Source organism: Enterobacter dykesii, from assembly GCF_008364625.2.
In the GTDB taxonomy this organism is placed as follows: domain Bacteria; phylum Pseudomonadota; class Gammaproteobacteria; order Enterobacterales; family Enterobacteriaceae; genus Enterobacter; species Enterobacter dykesii.
On the sequence record NZ_CP126604.1, the window covers coordinates 3,462,676 to 3,480,795 of the forward strand.

At 47.2% G+C, this 18,120-nt stretch carries 16 protein-coding genes, 1 other RNA gene and 1 pseudogene; 12 read left to right on the plus strand and 6 right to left on the minus strand.

The features are described 5' to 3' along the window. Positions 1-38 precede the first annotated feature (38 nt). Positions 39-632 carry a nucleotide exchange factor GrpE gene (grpE, locus tag F0320_RS16435; protein WP_023308880.1) on the minus strand — a complete coding sequence of 198 codons (594 nt, stop codon included), beginning with the start codon at positions 630-632 and terminating at the stop codon, positions 39-41. A gap of 122 nt (positions 633-754) precedes the next feature. On the opposite strand from grpE, the gene nadK reads away from it, so the two are divergent. The 3 genes from nadK to bamE all read left to right on the plus strand — a co-directional run bounded on the left by nadK (position 755) and on the right by bamE (position 3,857). Continuing rightward, on the plus strand, positions 755-1,633 hold the full coding sequence (gene nadK / locus F0320_RS16440) for an NAD(+) kinase (protein WP_008502500.1): 879 nt from the start codon (positions 755-757) through the stop codon (positions 1,631-1,633). A gap of 85 nt (positions 1,634-1,718) precedes the next feature. Beyond that, entirely contained in the window at positions 1,719-3,380 is a 1,662-nt protein-coding gene (gene recN, locus F0320_RS16445) for a DNA repair protein RecN (RefSeq protein ID WP_126329461.1), read from the plus strand. 138 nt (positions 3,381-3,518) lie between these two features. Then, positions 3,519-3,857 (plus strand): outer membrane protein assembly factor BamE, encoded by a 339-nt coding sequence (bamE, locus tag F0320_RS16450; RefSeq protein ID WP_008502502.1) that lies wholly within the window; start codon positions 3,519-3,521, stop codon positions 3,855-3,857. A 108-nt stretch (positions 3,858-3,965) separates the two neighbouring features. Here bamE and F0320_RS16455 read toward each other — a convergent pair whose 3' ends face one another. Together F0320_RS16455 and F0320_RS16460 are read right to left on the minus strand one after the other, a co-directional pair. Further along, positions 3,966-4,253, minus strand: coding sequence for an RnfH family protein (locus F0320_RS16455; protein WP_047650347.1), 288 nt, complete (start codon positions 4,251-4,253; stop codon positions 3,966-3,968). Next, positions 4,243-4,680: a type II toxin-antitoxin system RatA family toxin gene (locus F0320_RS16460; RefSeq protein ID WP_024908332.1), complete on the minus strand. Its 438-nt coding sequence runs from the start codon at positions 4,678-4,680 to the stop codon at positions 4,243-4,245. Before F0320_RS16460 ends, F0320_RS16455 begins: the two co-directional genes overlap by 11 nt. A gap of 156 nt (positions 4,681-4,836) precedes the next feature. Here F0320_RS16460 and smpB point away from each other — a divergent pair, with 156 nt between their 5' ends. From smpB to F0320_RS16490, 6 genes and pseudogenes are all read left to right on the plus strand, one after another. After that, positions 4,837-5,319 (plus strand): SsrA-binding protein SmpB, encoded by a 483-nt coding sequence (gene smpB / locus F0320_RS16465; RefSeq protein ID WP_008502505.1) that lies wholly within the window; start codon positions 4,837-4,839, stop codon positions 5,317-5,319. 88 nt (positions 5,320-5,407) lie between these two features. After that, positions 5,408-5,771, plus strand: a transfer-messenger RNA (tmRNA) gene (ssrA, locus tag F0320_RS16470). Positions 5,772-5,975: 204 nt separating this feature from the next. Continuing rightward, positions 5,976-7,217, plus strand: coding sequence for an integrase domain-containing protein (locus F0320_RS16475; protein ID WP_126329463.1), 1,242 nt, complete (start codon positions 5,976-5,978; stop codon positions 7,215-7,217). 262 nt (positions 7,218-7,479) lie between these two features. After that, a complete protein-coding gene (locus F0320_RS16480; RefSeq protein ID WP_126329465.1) occupies positions 7,480-8,712 on the plus strand; it encodes a hypothetical protein in 1,233 nt (410 codons plus the stop codon). A 106-nt stretch (positions 8,713-8,818) separates the two neighbouring features. Further along, complete coding sequence (locus tag F0320_RS16485) at positions 8,819-9,535, plus strand: hypothetical protein (protein WP_126329467.1); 717 nt, start codon at positions 8,819-8,821, stop codon at positions 9,533-9,535. 64 nt (positions 9,536-9,599) lie between these two features. Further along, positions 9,600-10,098: pseudogene (locus tag F0320_RS16490) on the plus strand (transposase); the annotation flags it as partial. 32 nt (positions 10,099-10,130) lie between these two features. On the opposite strand, the gene F0320_RS16495 reads toward F0320_RS16490, so the two are convergent. After that, complete coding sequence (locus tag F0320_RS16495) at positions 10,131-10,997, minus strand: hypothetical protein (protein ID WP_126329469.1); 867 nt, start codon at positions 10,995-10,997, stop codon at positions 10,131-10,133. Between the two features lie 124 nt (positions 10,998-11,121). Here F0320_RS16495 and F0320_RS16500 point away from each other — a divergent pair, with 124 nt between their 5' ends. From F0320_RS16500 to F0320_RS16510, 3 genes are all read left to right on the plus strand, one after another. Beyond that, a complete protein-coding gene (locus F0320_RS16500) occupies positions 11,122-11,334 on the plus strand; it encodes an AlpA family phage regulatory protein (protein ID WP_071602232.1) in 213 nt (70 codons plus the stop codon). A 353-nt stretch (positions 11,335-11,687) separates the two neighbouring features. Next, on the plus strand, positions 11,688-12,260 hold the full coding sequence (locus F0320_RS16505) for a recombinase family protein (RefSeq protein ID WP_149323914.1): 573 nt from the start codon (positions 11,688-11,690) through the stop codon (positions 12,258-12,260). Between the two features lie 296 nt (positions 12,261-12,556). Then, positions 12,557-13,159: an inovirus Gp2 family protein gene (locus F0320_RS16510; protein WP_149323913.1), complete on the plus strand. Its 603-nt coding sequence runs from the start codon at positions 12,557-12,559 to the stop codon at positions 13,157-13,159. 41 nt (positions 13,160-13,200) lie between these two features. Here the strand turns inward: F0320_RS16510 and F0320_RS16515 are convergent, their stop codons facing one another. Further along, on the minus strand, positions 13,201-14,115 hold the full coding sequence (locus F0320_RS16515) for a hypothetical protein (protein ID WP_126329475.1): 915 nt from the start codon (positions 14,113-14,115) through the stop codon (positions 13,201-13,203). Positions 14,116-14,143: 28 nt separating this feature from the next. Next, on the minus strand, positions 14,144-17,998 hold the full coding sequence (locus F0320_RS16520) for a hypothetical protein (protein WP_126329477.1): 3,855 nt from the start codon (positions 17,996-17,998) through the stop codon (positions 14,144-14,146). Positions 17,999-18,120 lie beyond the last annotated feature (122 nt).

Consider the following 18,120-nt stretch of genomic DNA (forward strand, 5'->3'; position numbering starts at 1 on the left):
TGAGGCGAACGCCGCCACCCGGCACTACGGATAGCGAATTACGCTTTCGCTTTCGCCACGGTCACCATCGCCGCGCGAATGGTACGCCCGTTCAGAGTGTAACCTTTCTGCATCACGCCCAGCACCTTACCGGCTTCCACCTCTTCGGACTCCACCATTGCAATCGCCTGGTGAACGTTTGGATCCAGCGGAACGTCGGTATCGGCAATCACTTCCACGCCAAACTTACGCACCACGTCGAGCATGGACTTCAGCGTCAGTTCGATACCTTCGATCATCGCCGCGTTGTCCGGATTCGCTTTGTCAGCCACTTCCAGCGCGCGGTCGAGGCTATCGATTACCGGCAGCAGTTCGTTGACGAATTTCTCCAGCGCAAATTTATGCGCCTTCTCAACGTCCTGCTCGGTACGGCGACGCAGGTTTTCCATTTCCGCCTTGATGCGCAGAACACCATCGCGTTCGCGATTCTGCGCTTCTACCAGCTGGGCTTCCAGATTCGCAATTTTTTCATCGCGCGGGTCCACCTGCTCAGCAGACGCGTCTGGCTCTACAGCCTCAACTTCATCGTGCTGTTCCGTGATAATTTCTTCAGGGGCTTGCCCCTCAGGCGTTTTCTGTTCTTTACTACTCATGAATTTCTCCGCGTTTTTCTGCATTCATCTCGCTAACTTCGCTTATTATGGGGATCAGTTTCCGGGATTCAAGGGAACAAGACAGATTGTCATCATTCATCAGGCACAAGGACCTCCAGAAAATGAATAATCATTTCAGGTGTATTGGGATCGTCGGGCATCCGCGTCACCCTACCGCACTAACGACACATGAAATGTTGTATCGCTGGTTGTGTAGCAAAGGCTATGAAGTGATGGTCGAGCAGCAGATTGCGCAGGAGCTGCAGCTGAAAAGCGTCAAAACCGGCACGCTGGCGGAAATTGGCCAACAGGCCGATCTCGCCGTGGTGGTGGGCGGCGACGGCAACATGCTCGGCGCGGCCCGCACGCTGGCGCGTTATGACATCAAGGTCATCGGCATTAACCGTGGCAATCTCGGTTTTTTAACCGATCTCGACCCGGACAATGCCCAGCAGCAGCTGGCTGACGTGCTGGAAGGCCACTATATCAGCGAAAAACGCTTTTTACTGGAAGCGCAGGTGTGCCAGCAGGACTGCCAGAAGCGCATCAGCACCGCGATTAACGAGGTCGTGCTTCATCCCGGAAAAGTGGCGCACATGATCGAGTTCGAAGTTTATATCGACGAAATTTTTGCCTTCTCCCAGCGTTCTGACGGGCTGATTATCTCCACCCCAACCGGCTCAACCGCCTACTCGCTTTCTGCCGGCGGCCCGATACTGACGCCTTCGCTGGATGCCATTACCCTGGTGCCAATGTTCCCGCACACGCTCTCCGCCCGCCCGCTGGTCATCAACGGCGACAGCACGATACGCCTGCGCTTCTCTCACCGCCGTAACGACCTGGAGATCAGCTGCGACAGCCAGATAGCGCTGCCGATCCAGGAAGGTGAAGATGTCCTTATTCGTCGGTGTGATTACCACCTTAATCTGATTCACCCGAAAGATTACAGCTATTTCAACACATTAAGCTCGAAGCTTGGCTGGTCAAAAAAATTGTTCTGATTTTGCATCCAGTACTTTACTGTATAAAAAACCAGTTTATACTGTATGAAAACACAGTTATGGTTTTTCATACAGGAAAACAATTATGCTGGCACAACTGACCATCAGCAACTTTGCCATTGTTCGTGAGCTTGAGATCGATTTCCACAGCGGCATGACGGCGATCACCGGGGAAACCGGTGCAGGTAAATCCATTGCCATTGATGCCCTCGGCTTGTGCCTAGGCGGCCGCGCAGAGGGCGACATGGTGCGCATGGGCGCAAACCGTGCCGACCTGTGCGCCCGCTTCTCCCTGAAAGACACCCCTGCCGCCCAGCGCTGGCTGGAACAGAACCAGCTTGAGGATGGACGTGAGTGTTTACTTCGCCGCGTGATCAGCAGCGACGGTCGTTCACGTGGCTTTATCAACGGCACGGCAGTTCCGCTCTCCCAGCTTCGCGAACTCGGCCAGCTGCTTATCCAGATCCACGGCCAGCACGCGCATCAGCAACTCGTCAAACCAGAACAGCAGAAAGCGCTGCTCGATGGCTATGCGGGTGAGTACGCGCTTACTCAGCTTATGGCGGAGCACTATCGCCAGTGGCATCAGAGCTGCCGTGAACTTGCCCAGCACCAGCAGCAAAGCCAGGAGCGCGCTGCACGTGCGGAGCTGCTGGCGTACCAGCTTAAAGAGCTGAACGAATTCAACCCGCAGCCGGGTGAGTTTGAGCAAATCGACGAAGAGTACAAACGTCTGGCGAACAGCGGTCACCTGCTCTCAACCAGCCAGAATGCGCTCAACCTGCTTGCGGATGGCGAAGACGTGAACCTGCAGAGCCAGCTGTATAACGTCCGCCAGCTGATTACCGAACTGGTCGGCATGGACAGCAAGCTTTCTGGCGTCCTGGATATGCTGGAAGAAGCGGCCATTCAGATCTCCGAAGCCAGTGACGAACTGCGCCACTACTGTGAACGTCTGGATCTCGACCCGAACCGTCTGTTTGAGCTGGAGCAGCGTATCTCCCGTCAGATTTCACTGGCGCGCAAGCACCACGTCGCTCCGGAAGAGCTGCCGGGCTACTATCAGTCTCTGCTGGAAGAACAGCAGCAGCTTGACGATCAGGCCGACTCGCAGGAAACCCTCTCTCTGGCGGTGAATCTGCACCATGAACAGGCGCTGGCGACAGCGCAAAAGCTGCATGAAATCCGTCAGCATTACGCCCAGGAGCTAAGCCAGCACATCACCGACAGCATGCACACGCTGGCGATGCCGCACGGCGTCTTCACCATTGATGTTCGCTTTGAAGAGAACCACCTGACGGCAGAAGGGGCGGACCGCATCGAGTTCCGCGTCACAACCAACCCGGGGCAGCCGCTGCAGGCTATCTCCAAAGTGGCCTCCGGCGGTGAACTTTCGCGTATTGCGCTGGCGATTCAGGTGATCACCGCGCGTAAAATGGAAACCCCGGCGCTGATTTTCGATGAAGTGGATGTCGGCATCAGCGGCCCAACGGCGGCAGTAGTGGGCAAACTGCTGCGCCAGCTAGGTGAATCAACGCAGGTAATGTGTGTCACCCACCTGCCGCAGGTCGCGGGCTGTGGTCATCATCACTTTATCGTCAGCAAAGAAACCGACGGAGAAATGACCGAAACGCATATGAAGCCATTGGATAAACGCGCGCGTCTGCAGGAGCTGGCACGCCTGCTCGGCGGCAGCGAAGTCACGCGTAACACGCTCGCGAACGCGAAAGAACTGCTGGCGGCATAAACTTTTTCGGGATCTCAGGGTCATACAGAACAACAAAAACGCCGCCAGACCGGTTTCAAAGTGGGGCAAGGTCTATTATCATCGGCATATTACATATGAGCCGCGTTCTGCTCGGGCCCGAAAAGGAATCAAATCACTATGCGTTGTAAAATGCTGACCGCTGCCGCAGCGGTTCTTCTGATGTTGACCGCAGGCTGTTCCACTCTGGAGAAAGTGGTTTACCGTCCTGACATCAACCAGGGGAACTACCTTACCCCTAACGATGTGTCCAAAATCCGTGTGGGGATGACACAACAGCAGGTCGCTTATGCACTGGGAACCCCGATGATGTCCGATCCGTTCGGCACTAACACCTGGTTCTATGTATTCCGTCAGAAGCCGGGCCACGAAGATGCGACCCAGCAGACCCTGACGCTGACCTTTAGCAGCGCCGGTGTGTTGACCAACATCGACAACAAGCCTGCCCTGACCAAATAATCAGAAGTCAGAAATGCAAAAAGGTGCTCATTGAGCACCTTTTTTGTATCTGAACTCTTGCGCAGAATCGTAGCCCCGGTAAGCGCAGCGCCACCGGTGGAGGAAGAGCTACTTAGCCGATTTCTCCGCACGCTGACGTCGCAGCTCTTTCGGGTCGGCAATCAGCGGACGATAAATCTCCACCCGGTCGCCCTCTTTCAGCACATCACCCAGCTTCACCGGACGGCTATAAATCCCGACCTTATTTTTTGCCAGGTCTATATCGCTGCGAAGTTCGAGGATGCCGGAAGCGCGGATAGCCGCCTCAACGGTTGCCCCCTCTTCCAGCATTACGCGCTGCAGATACTGCTTCTCCGGCAGCGCGTACACCACTTCTACAGCAATCTTATGCGACACTGTAAACCTCTTTGGCGCGGGTGGTGAACGCCTGAACCATATTCGAAGCCAGCTCTTTAAAGATGCGGCCAAACGCCAGCTCAATCAGCTTATTGGTAAATTCAAAGTCCAACTGGAACTCGATGCGACAGGCGTCAGCGCTCAGCGGCGTAAACTTCCAGCCCCCCATCAGGGTTTTAAACGGACCATCCACCAGATGCATCAAAATACTCTGATTGCTGGTCAGCGTATTGCGGGTGGTGAACGTCTTGCTGATCCCCGCTTTGGAGACATCCACCGCCGCGGTCATCTGCGTCGGGCCGGACTCCAGAACGCGGCTCCCGGTGCATCCCGGAATAAATTCTGGATAAGACTGAACGTCGTTCACTAACTGATACATTTGTTCCGCGCTGTAAGGCACAAGCGCAGTACGGCTAATCTGAGGCATAGCATTTCCCATGGTCACACAACGGACAAATAATAACATTTATCACCTGTTAAAAAAACGCTAAGCCTCATCTCGTGCTAAGATAGCGCGTTAGACCTCACAGGACGCAATGAGGTGACTTTTTGAAATCAGATTACCGACGGCTTTACGACACTTATGACGAAGAAAAAAGCACATAAACCAGGCTCGGCGACCATTGCGCTCAACAAGCGTGCTCGCCACGAGTATTTCATTGAAGAAGAATTCGAAGCTGGCCTTGCATTGCAGGGCTGGGAAGTAAAATCGCTGCGCGCCGGGAAAGCCAACATTGGCGATAGCTACGTGATCCTGAAAGATGGCGAAGCCTTCCTGTTCGGCGCGAACTTTACGCCGCTGACCGTCGCCTCCTCACACTACGTGTGTGACCCAACGCGCACCCGCAAGCTGCTGCTGAACAAGCGTGAGCTGGAATCCCTCTACGGACGCATCAACCGTGAAGGTTTCACCGTGGTCGCTCTGTCGCTGTACTGGAAAAACGCCTGGTGCAAAGTGAAAGTTGGCGTTGCGAAGGGTAAAAAACAGCACGACAAACGAACCGATCTGAAAGAGCGCGAGTGGCAGTTGGACAAAGCACGCATTATGAAAAACGCAGGACGTTGATTCTGCACACTTATTGTACTATTCAATAAGTTAGCGTTCCGGGCTGGTATCCAGGAAGTGAAATCTGGTATACTTACCTCACACTATTGGGGCTGATTCTGGATTCGACGGGATTTGCGAAACCCAAGGTGCATGCCGAGGGGCGGTTTGCCTCGTTAAAAGCCGCAAAAAAATAGTCGCAAACGACGAAAACTACGCTTTAGCAGCTTAATAACCTGCTCTGAGCCCTCTCTCCCTAGCTTCCGCTCTTAAGACGGGGATCAAAGAGAGGTCAAACCCAAAAGAGATCGCGTGGAAGCCCTGCCTGGGGTTGAAGCGTTAAAACTAATCAGGCTAGTTCGTTAGTGGCGTGTCTGTCCGCAGCTGGCGTGCGAATGTAAAGACAAACTAAGCATGTAGTACCGAGGATGTAGAAATTTCGGACGCGGGTTCAACTCCCGCCAGCTCCACCAAAATTCTCCATCGGTGATTACCAGAGTCATCCGATGAAGTCCTAAGAGCCCGCACGGCGCAAGCCCTGCGGGCTTTTTTGTGCCTTGAATTTGTCCCGCGAAGTCCGAAGAGAACTAATTAAATCCGAACCTTTTAGGCACCTTGTTAGGCACCTCATAAAGCTTTATTGTTTTTGAGGTGCCTAAAACTATGGAAACTCGGCAATGGCAAGACAAACTAAACCTCTCTCCGTTAAGGAAATCGAATCTGCCAAACCCAAGGAAGCGGACTATGTGCTCTATGATGGCGATGGCCTTGAGCTACTGATCAAATCCAGCGGAAGTAAAATCTGGCAATTTCGCTACATTCGCCCTGTCACCAAGAAGCGTGCGAAGAAGAGCATAGGCCCCTACCCGGCAGTTACGCTTGCAGATGCTCGAAGCTATCGAGCAGAATCCCGCTCTCTCCTGGCAAAACAAATCGATCCTCAGGAGCATCAGCAAGAACAACTTCGCAGTTCGCTGGAAGCCAAAACCAATACTTTCCAGCTCGTAGCTGAACGATGGTGGAATGTGAAGAAAGCCAGCGTAACCGAGGACTATGCCGACGATATCTGGCGCTCTCTTGAAAGAGATGTCTTTCCTGCAATTGGCGACATTAGCGTTACAGATATTAAAGCTCACACACTGGTTCAGGCCGTCCAACCGGTTCAGGCCAGAGGAGCACTGGAAACCGTTCGTCGCCTGTGCCAACGCATTAATGAGGTCATGATCTATGCCCAAAACACAGGGCTAATTGATGCGGTTCCTAGTGTCAATATTGGAAAGGCATTCGAGAAGCCGCAGAAGAAAAACATGCCCAGCATTCGTCCCGATCAGTTGCCTCAGCTGATGCAGACAATGCGAACAGCTAGCATTAGCCTTTCAACACGATGCCTGTTCATGTGGCAACTTCTTACCATTACCCGCCCTGCCGAAGCGGCTGAAGCCCGTTGGGAAGAGGTAGACATGGAAGCACGAGAATGGAAGATCCCTGCATCACGTATGAAAATGAACCGTGACCATACCGTCCCATTGTCAGATGAAGCAGTGGCTATTCTGGAAATTATGAAGCCGTTGAGCGGCAATCGGGAATTCATTTTTCCCAGCCGTATCAAACCAAAGCAACCAATGAATAGTCAGACGGTTAACGCATCACTAAAGCGTGCGGGCTTCGCCGGAGTGCTGGTTTCGCATGGCCTGCGATCTATCGCCAGTACGGCCCTTAACGAGCAAGGCTTCCCACCAGATGTGATTGAAGCAGCACTTGCTCATGTGGACAAGAATGAGGTGCGTCGTGCTTACAACCGTAGCGATTATCTTGAGCAGAGACGACCACTGATGCAATGGTGGGCTGATTTTGTGAATAAGGCCGACAGAGGGGGCATTGTTGAAAACGAAATAAGGGAGTTCAAACTGGTGGTCTGAGTTGCTAGCGAACTACAGCGGAAGAATGGAGTGGGGCGAGCAGAAATTGCATAATGACTCGAGAACAATCTGAAGAACAATTCAACTAGCAGACCTGGCGATTTTTGTCTAGCACAAAATTGCCAAGTGAAGAGCCAACCAACGTCGCAAAACCTGCAATTAGTTTAGCGAAGAACCCAGTGCGAGTCTGTTTAGAGATAGTAAACATTTCCTGCAGGCTTTAGTGCTATAATTGATATCTTAATTTGGGATCTGGAATGTCATGTCAAATAATAAAAAGCATCCTTCTGAAAAACAAGGTTCGACAAGAAAGAACAAAACAAACGAGTTGTGTATATCCTATCTTCAAACTAAGTGGCGGAATATCTTAACCACAAGATTCGCCTATTTTTTTGAAAAGTCCACCCAAAGTAGTCAGCGCATGGAGTTGATAATAGACTGTATGATAAAAGGTCTAGAGTCACGCTTCTGGAAGTTTTCGGACTTGAAGGATACTCAGTTCAATACGCAAGTCATGCTTCCTGATATAGGTGTATATTCCCAGCGAATTGCAGAGATGCTGTTTTACTGCCGGCTTTTGGAGATGGGCTTCGTCGATATTAAAAGCAAAGATGCTGGGCCTGACTTTACCGCAGAGAAAAATGGTGAGACTTTTTGTTTTGAAGTGGTCACGCCAACACCGCAAGATTCTATCAGAGAGCTTATTGGACGAAGCAATCTAGTGCCTGAAGAACGAGACTTAGTGTTTCGTGAGCGTTTGTTGTCAGTCACATCAGCTATAAAGGCGAAATTAAAGCAGTTCGAAACTCATAAATCGGCAGGACACGTACCAGAAGGTGCCCACTATATAGTCGTTGTTAATGATTCACTGCTGCTACCCTATGACCAACCCTGGTATGGGGCGAAGGCTGAACTCTGCTTTGGTGACAGTACTTTACCGATAGCAGTGGATGCGACGTTAGGTTCTGGAGACATCGATTTCACTGATTTTCTGGGTGAAGCACCTTCGAAGAATGATAGTGACGAGTTTCAAAACCTCGTAATGAGGAGCAACTTTAGCATTTCAATCAATGGGGGGAAGCCGGTTGCTCCGGAGAACTCTTTCTTGCGTATGAGAATCAGGGAGAAAATCCTAAGCCGAAAGAGCACCGGCACCGTCATGGTCGATATAGCAGAGTCTATAGGTGTTGCGGGAATTTATCAGATAACATTGCGGGAGGACCTGATGTTCTACCGTTGCTTTAAATCTTGTCAGACTATAATGCCAGCTTCCGCACTGATTAGCTCGGTGAAGAATAAACATCTGGTCAGAAACTCGATAATTTCCACATCAACATATGCCAAGGATGAAGATCTAATTCAACCACTCATGTCACCTGCACGTATGTTTGGTTTCGAGCCACACGATTTTAATAACCAAGCTGCTTACAACAGTTTTTTCAAACCTTTTTTGGAGGATGGTGAGTTTTACAGGCAACCTGACCCTCAAGATTAGTCGATAATTGAAGCTGTCAGCAGCGTTTATTGTTGGAGTAACAGGGGGATAATTTTAGCTATAAGATTCGCAAGCTAATTAATAACATACACATATGGAGTACATCATGCAGATGCATATCGCCCGGCGCCTTTCCGAGGCCATTGGTAGTTGGCTACACATGGAGTTTTGCTGTTATAGAGCAGGATTGTTTTCTGAAAGTTCATTAAAGGCCGCAGTGGGTCAGGTTCTTAGCTCATTCCCAATCCTAACGAAAGGTGAGCGCGTCCACGCGGATTTCCCTCACGAACTCTTAAATCCTAATGCTAAACCTGGCCGTAAGAAAGAACTAGACTTTGCACTAGTTCTTGCTGGGCGCGGAGTACCAAAACGAAATGCCCAAATTGCCGTAGAAGCAAAGTGGGCAGGTTCATCACATTGCACTCCATCGAAAATCTTTCAGGATTTTTTGCGACTGTCGGAAATTAAACGAGGAGATCCCAATACTGTTTGTATTTTCGTGCTAGCAGGATCGCATCGACAGGTAACTAAACTCTTGAGTGGGATGCCCTTTACGTCCTCTGGCAAAAGAAATACTGGGGTAGGCTCATCCGGTAATGAGAGAAGACTAAGACCCAATCATTCAAACATGGATCATCGGTGTTACTTTTCTAAACCAATTAAGGAGTTATCCTCTGCAGGCTTTACTCTTCCTGAGTCGTTTGTTTGCCAATCACACGGCATACACCCACGTCAAACAGTTGGCGGTACCGTGGATTTTCAAGCGATAGCATGGGAAATTAAGTCTGTTTCCACAGACAGTCTCAACACAAAAGTTTGGTAGGCCATGGCAATTATTCATTCCCTTAGTCCCCTAGAGGGGTGCCTTAATGATAAGGTCAGGAAATAAAGCGATAAACAGCATTTATCCGCAGACGGAAGTCCAAATGTGCATTATTCACCAGATTCGCAACTCGATTAAATACGCTGCCTCAAAACATCACAAAGCGTTTATGGCTGACCTGAAGCCGGTCTACCGCGCGGTATCAAAAGAGGCGGTGGAAACGGCGCTGGATGAGTTGGAGAAAAATGGGCGAGCAGTATCCGGTGGTGCTTCAGTCATGGCGGTGAAAATGAGAAAACGTGTCAGGCTATTTCCGTTATCCGGCAAATATTCGCAAGGTGATTTACACGACAAATTCCATCGAATCGGTGCATCATCAGTTCAGGAAGCTGACAAAAACCAAAGGCGCCTTCCCGCATGAAAAAATCCTGCTGAAGCTACTTTATCTGTAACTGATGAATGCGCAAAAAAAATAGACAATTCCTATCCAAAGCTGGAATTTGACATTGTCGCAGTTAGCCATTTATTTTGATTGGCGACTGAATAACGTGATGACGTTGTAGAGCTTTTAACGTAACAAAGAATTCTAAACGCTCTATTTTTTTCTGTGTACATTAGAATCAAATGCTAGTCTTACACTCTCAACGTTTCGTGACCAATATTTTAGAATAGTTTCCGCTAAAGCATCTTGGCTTGCATTTGCTAATCGGTATTTTTTACTTTGATTGTTAATCACAAAATCTGATGCTTCAACATATTCCCATAAAGGGTCAATAAGGTCATTCACTGCCGCAGCTTTACTTTTCCAACCACCTTGTGGTGCAAGTTCATTTATAAGGTCTACTAATTTCCTCTGAATAACAATGTATACCTCTGTTTTCTTCTCTCCCCCCTTCTTTCCAGCCTTAACTCTAACGCCTGATAGTTCTGATTGTTTATCAATGTAAACCTTGAACCAAACCATTCCGATACACTTATCAAATAGACTAAAAGAGGTATTTAATGCCCTTAGCGCGATGCATTCATTTTCCGATGCTACCGACTGCCCCCATTGATACAACATTGAAGCATTAAAAAGATGCGCAAAAAATATGTCATCAATTCTGATGGGCTCGATAATTAATGGAAAAAAAGTCTCCCGATAAATACGACTCTGTAAGTCTCGCCAGCACTCCTGTACAGGATCATATAATTCTGTGTACTCCTCTTTGAGCTGTAACATCCCATTAACAGTGTGACTTTGATAATCCCGAAGATGAGGTTCTGAGTACAACCTTACACGCGTACCCACTTTTGCAGATTTCCAGTACTGTTCTCTCATTCTGGCTAGTTCTTCTTGCATTACCGAGTAGCTTTCATCAAGTATTTCAGCATATCTCTCCCACTTGCAGTGTGACATCTCCTCAGAGACTTCCTTTCTTTTCTGGCTAATTTCTTCACAAATTTCAGATATAGAAAACATTAATTCACCATATATCAACAAGTTAACTCTTGTAAAAAATGTCTTTTTGCTACCCGGATTTTTTGCAAAATCCTTTGATCATACTCTTACACAACCAAACTGAACTAATGCAAGGTAACTTAACATGAACACATCCAACGTCAGAATCCTTCGTTTAACCGACGTCGTCAGCAAAATGGGCATAAGCCGCTCCACCATCTATGATTGGCTCAATCCAAAATCTTCGCGCTACGATGCATCTTTTCCCAAACAGCGTCGACTGGGTAAGCAATCTATCGGCTGGCTGGAAGCTGAGTTAGACGAGTGGCTTTTACTCCGTAGTCAAGTGGGTTATTGAGTCTTAATGAATTGCAAGTAAAGGCCATTAACTCAGCCATAAAAACAGAATAAGTCATTGAAATTTCGATACGAGATTGCGGAGGCATCATTCGATTGAGACGATTAAACCTTAATAAAATCAACTTGCAAACCAATTGAATAGAGGTCCAAAAATACATTATTGACACTTTTTACAAGTATCAAATCAAGAAGAAAAGGACAATTGGCAGAAACATCAAGATCAAACATTTTTTTTGTCTTAGACAGATAACACTGTGAGGATGCCAATTGTCATCAAATGCTTTTTTACGCCCTCAAAGTCAGAGGCGTCTGACGTGTCAAAAAATAATTAATGATACCGGATTCTAATCAATGAAATTTTTTGCTTACTTCGCTTGTGTTGACTCTGCTGGAGCAAAAGGAGTTAGAGAGCATACTGTTTTTCAAGAAATATGCGATTTTTTCCATGTAGACTCAGAGAATATTGTTATTGAAATTGTTGACATTAAACGACCATTTTCAGAACAACGGCTATTAAAGGAGCTCATTAATACAAAAATGAACCGTGGTGACACCATTATAATTACTGATTTAAGCTGTCTGGGAAGAAATGTTGAGGACATAGAGGAGGCTTTATTTTTATTTTTTCGAAAGGAGATAAATGTCTACTGTTACCATCCTCGCACTAGAATTGAGCCAGCAATTGAATGCTGCATGTCATTTCTGATAACAGTCCAAAAAAAAGTCGACATTCATAATCTTAAGTCAACAAGGAGCCGGTATCAGACAATGAAAAAAGCGTTAGGAAGAAAAAAAGGAAGTAAACATGAGTTGGGAATATTAAAACTTAAGCTGAAAGGACATACACAGATACAAACGGCTAAAATTCTAGGTATCAGTATTTCAACAGTCAAACGCCACTGGAAAAACACATTTATTACTTAGCAAAAACAAGCTAATTAGAGAGTAACTTTAATATAGCCATCACAGGCTAGGACTGTCTTTTTCTAAAATTTAGATGTTGGAAAGGTATTATAATGGCAATCTACTCTTAGCCCTGACTAATAGTCATCTAAGAGCAGTATTATTAATCAAGTAATTATCAGATCACAACAGTATGGGGATACGATGCTCTGATGCCTGAATATACCTGAATCAAAGACAATGTACAGTCTTGTCTGTGTGGCAATCATCAATACGGTCTTTAAAGACCGTAGGACCAACCACATAGGAATACTTATATGAGTTATGTTGAACTTTACCGATCAATAATCAATCGTTCATTGAGTTTGATTACGAACAGGCACCAAAGAGTTGCTGCGTTCAGGGTTGATACTCATTTTCCGGGGATAGTTGACAACGGTGATAATATTTGCTGCTTTCATAGCCTGGAACCTGGTGAAATTAGCCGTATGTGCAAATCAATGGAGGCTAAGCTCATAGCCGATATTCAGAGAAAAGAGCGAGAAGGGAAACGTGTATACCGAGGAACAGTAATTATTATATGGGCGAGAGCATTTTCATTATCGGGTAAATGCCATTACCACCTTTGCCTCCTGTTTAACAAAGATGCCTACTATCATCTCGGGGATTATGAGCAAGAAAATACGCTAAGAGCAATGATCACTGGAGCTTGGTATAGCGCGATGGGATTGCAACTGGACGATCACCCAGGTTTGGTGCATTTTCCAGAGAACTGTCGATATGTGTTGAATTCCAGCCATCTTGATTTCCAGGAAAACTACCAGGAATTACTGAACCGCTTGGATTATCTCGCTAAAATAGAGACCAAAATCTTTGGTGAAGGATATCGTAATTTCGGTTCTTACCAAATCGACCTTTAATTTCAATGTGGCCTTCCTGTTTAGGGAAGGCCTTTTTCACATCAGGGATAAGTGATGTGCCCTACAATCGCGCAGATGAGTCGATAATCGCTAACGTAGAAGATCTCCGGATTTTCAGTATCTTGCTCGCCGATAAAGAATACCCATGCTTTATCTTTCAGCCCCTTGCCTTTGGCTTCTATTGCCTCGGTACGGGCAGCCTCCAGCTCTTTACGAACCACGGTACGCTTGGCTTTTGACCAGCTAGCCCAATCGATGTAGATCTGGTAGCTTCGGGTAGGTTTAGGTTTACCTGACTCATCTTCCCCCCATTCACCAGACAAGGGAATGATGAGGTTTTCATCATTTTCAGTAAATTTGTTCCAAAGCAGTGGTGCATAAAAGATCTTCGGCTCCGGGTAAGGTTGAACCTCATTCCGGAGCTTTTTAAACGCCGTCATGTAGATTTGACCACTGATACCGGGAACGTTAAGCGACATTCCCCGGTCATGCGGGAAACGGATGAAGGCACGGCAAATATTGCGAATAGCATTCACTTGACGCCGGGATTGTCGTTCGGGTGAATTACCTTCACCAGATTGTGAGGATGCTGAACGTGTCGAACTGGATTTACTTTCATCACCAGCGATATCTGGTTCAACAACCGGGCGCTGTTCAATCAACTTTAATCCTGAGGGCATTAAACCCGGAGCACTATCCAGTATGTTGCGGACACTCGCCTTCTGGCCTTGGCGAATTACTGTGCTTTCAGCATCAGCATCACATTCATGATGATGTTGAATATGTCGTTTCTTTTTAAAATAGGCTCTGACTTTTTTATCTTTTTCCCATGCAGCAGGATGCATGGTTATACCACACCCCCAGCACACATAGCCTTCAGTATCAACGCTATCAAGCAACCACAGGTCCTCTGCTTCTACAATCTCACGGGTATGTTTATCACGTGCAGACTCCATTACTTTCTCCTTGTTAGGCTTTTAACCGTCATTCAAACCTCTGTTCCCTCTCACAATCTTCCCGTAACTCGCGTTCTTTTTGACGTTCCACCCACTTCTTCATTTTTTCGCAAACTACTTTCGCAGCCTCGGCGATATCTGGACGCTCATGTTGGCTCAGTGTACTGATAGTCCTTGATCTAGCTTGCATTATGTTCGCAAGGCTACCAGTCCAGGATGATGGAGTAATGCGCTCAGCAAAAGACTCCAGTACAGCTAGTGGCTCAGGTGACGCCTCTAGAAGTTCTATAGCCGTTTCGTGTATGGTCAGTGCACTCTGCTCACCATTTTTTGACCAAAGATTTATTCCACCAGCTACAACGGGCCAAACAAAGGGATCATTTCTGGCGCGGCACCATGCAATTAGAACGCTTGTATTTATTTTTGCTAGGGGATAAGTGCGTAAGCCACCACGATTAATAAAGAATTGTCTTCTTTGCCGCTGTTCCTCAGTACCTTCAAAAATGCGATTGAGAAATGCTTCTGGCATCGATGCAGCAGTTGTAGCTATAGTTTTATGAAATCCAGACACATATCCATAATGTTCATCAATGACGCTGAATATTGTGTCCAACCACTCTATTTTTCTTGAGTCATTACCATCGAAACGCAATGCAGCATGGATAACTTGTTCCATGCGATAATCGATTGCCCCCCCTTGGTCTCTGTCGCTGTTTTGAATCCTCTGGATAGCTGCTGCGAGACCGATTAATCGAAAGTCTGCACCGAGCGTATCTGCAGATTCATCTTTACCATGAAGCTTCATGGATAGTGCATCCAAAATAACATCGTCGCCGCTAACTTTATTTAGGAGGCGCTTAGCAAGATCAAGTAAACGGACTCTCGGTAAATTGGCGTATTGGTCTCGCCAGAGAATTGGCTCATACATAAAAGGGCTAATGTCTGGATCATCCAAATGCTTCATGCAGCGATCCAAATCATTTACTGTAAATTTCCCCCAAGGATGCAAGCCAACCAATACCTGTCGCAGTTCAGGATGCTGCGCACATTGGTCGAGAAACTTCTGTGCTAATGATGGATCGACAGAGTCAACTTCTTCGATGAATCCCCCAATAACTCCAAAGTCTTTGTTAGCATCTGGCTGTTTTTCAATTTGTTCAACAAGTCGCTGCCAGCCAATACGTAGATCATGTGCCCCTCGAGCAAGTCCTCGACCAAAGCCAGCACGATAAGGCATTCCACCGATGGAGAACAGATCTGCTCCTAACTCCTCAATTACATGATTTGATGAGGCAAAGTTTTGTCCCAATTGAAGTGCTTTAGCTTCAAGTCGTTTTCCAGCTGCGGTATATTTATCGGAGTCCTCATGATCAAAATCCGCATCCAGTGCCCAATAATCATGATTTTTACTCAACACGTATGTCTTTATTGTTGGAATTAACGCAATGGGCTCCAACTCCTTCTCTAAGGCAGCAAGATTATCCGGCAACTGCTCAACATCATCTCCATCGCTACGCTTGGTATAGTCAAAATAAACCGTTGAACGAACGGCTTTCCAACCTTCCCCCCAAGGACTTAAAACATTTAATGTACGGGCAGCATCGATGAGTTTGTCTCGCATTGCTTCTTGAAACCAAATTCCCCTGAATTTGTCAGCCAGGATTGATCTTGCAGGCTTTTCAAGCTCAGGATCTCCGGATACCGCTAATTGGATAATGACGTCAATAAAGGCGCTGCGCCATTCAACAAGTTCATCATAGTTGGGTTCGTATCCATAGTCTCTTGGTCGAGCTCCAAACTCACTAACTCCAAACCCTGACCACGGAGGGCCATCCAAGGCGGTTGACAGCATCTTGAAGCCCAAAGATCTACGCGTAAGAGTGCTTGATGCAATGCATTCGTTCATTAAAGCAATACGCTGGCTCAGGGATGCATGAGTACCAGACAGATACGCCTGGAAAAACCTTGGGACCATGTTTAGAGCAGAATCCAGATTATTATTATCGGCTTCGTCCTCTGCCATTTGGATAAGAAGCCTGGCGCATCGCTCAAAGGCATTCGGTTCGTATGCCATCAATTGTAAAAGACGCAGAATACTACGTCGCTGCGGATTGTAGCCCGGCTCCATACCTTTGAAATCAGATGATGAGAGTACGGCAGCCTCAATTCTGTTGAGCAATGCTTCAGGTGCAACCGGTCCGATATACCCAAGTATTCGTAACGAAATATCATTTAACTCGGCTATTCTTCCTAACATCCCTTCAGGCTGAAGCCAGGCTTCTACAATTTCTTTCGCAACAGGATGGTCATGCAACAACCCCAAGCGATGCGAAAAAGACATTAATAAACGCTCACAATCCGGAGCTTCAAAAGTCGCCCTAAGTTGATCAACAGGAATACTGTCGAGTGCGGATGCTGCCAATCTGTTAGCAATGGCATGAGGTAAGATAGCTCTCCAGTGAGATCTTTTCTGAACGATATGACGTTCCATCAACTTCGTAACGGCTTTAAATAACTGGGTTCTGGAATACTCAAAGAGCGCCCCTAATATTTCCAGTTCATCGGTAGCAGCATCTTGACTAGATACCGAGAATGAATACACCAGTGACAATATTTCAGCTTGCTCCCGTAAATTACCGTCGGGATGATTACGCTGTTCAAACAAACGATTAAACAACTGCGCATCAGAAAGTAGAGCCAAACTCTCGCCTTCCTCCCCTCTCTCCGCTATAGCCAAAGCAACTCTTGCATTCCCATCTGCGAACTCAGCAATACGACGGGCATTATTCTGACCAATAGATGGGAAGCGACGGATAAGAAGTTGCTCAGCCACCTCTGGACCATCTGTCTCAATATGGATGACCTCAGTTGTCTGTGGTTTGTCATCCCTAATGTCGTACTCGATCGTGATGAGACTTACTTCTTTTCCTGCAGCTGATACCTTGCTAGCAAGTGAAGCATGGAGTTCTGATGGGCAATTATCAAGGATCATAATTGCTCGTCGGTCCTCAGCGATCAGCTTATCAAGCATTGCTGTCGCCGACGGTACTGGCTCAGAGCCAGTATCAACATAAATAGCTACTGTCCGGTCAAGCGCATCTGTTCCAATAGATTCATCAAAGAGTGCCTGAACGATTCGAGTCTTCCCAACCCCAGACAATCCTGTAATACGAACCGCCTTATTCGTCGAACGGATAAGTGCTCGCATTGGGCTAATTGCTTCATCAATTTTGAGTTTTTGTCCCCTTCCCGACGGTAAAGTAATGGTTACGCCTGGGGCTGAGATTAGAGTGTCTGTAACACCTTGTGGCGGATTGCTCCAAGCTCCGTAGGGTTGCCAGCCGGAATACCCTTGCCCAAGCTTCCCTTTTACCCACAGCATGACTGATGGATATTGGCGCAACCATTGAATGAGTTTGGAACGGTCGTAGAAATCAAGATGAAGAGTGCTTTTATTAGGATCATCTTTTACTGCATCCCTCATCGCTTTGAGACGATCCGCCTTTCCTGACGGCGAGCAATCATCACCTAGGCTGACAATTATGTAGCTGCCTTGTTTTCTGGCTTGTTCAGATATGATGGGTGAAAGCGCTTCGCCGATGCCCATTTCCTTCTCAATTGTAGCCTTTGGCATTTTATGTTTCTTTGCCTGAAAGACCGTATTAGGCCTTATAAGAAAGCTAGGTTTCAGTTGATCAACTGGAACCTGAACATGGATATCAATTCCTCCGTCAGGGGCTGTAATTGAACCAGACCAATTTACACATGCTGGGCTATGGCCATGCATTGCTACTTCAGCTTCCGCTAGCCTGGCAATCAGCTCTTCTAGCTGAGTATCGGAGAGCCGAAGTAATTCGTCCTTTTCAATGTCAAAGATTGCCACGCCTTCACCTTAGTAAAAAATTTTTGCCATTATTCATACTTTGAGTTCACTGAAAGCCGAGTAACTTCCATCCATTCTCCAAATGTTCAGCTTTCGGACATCGTTCGTTTGGGTTGACATCA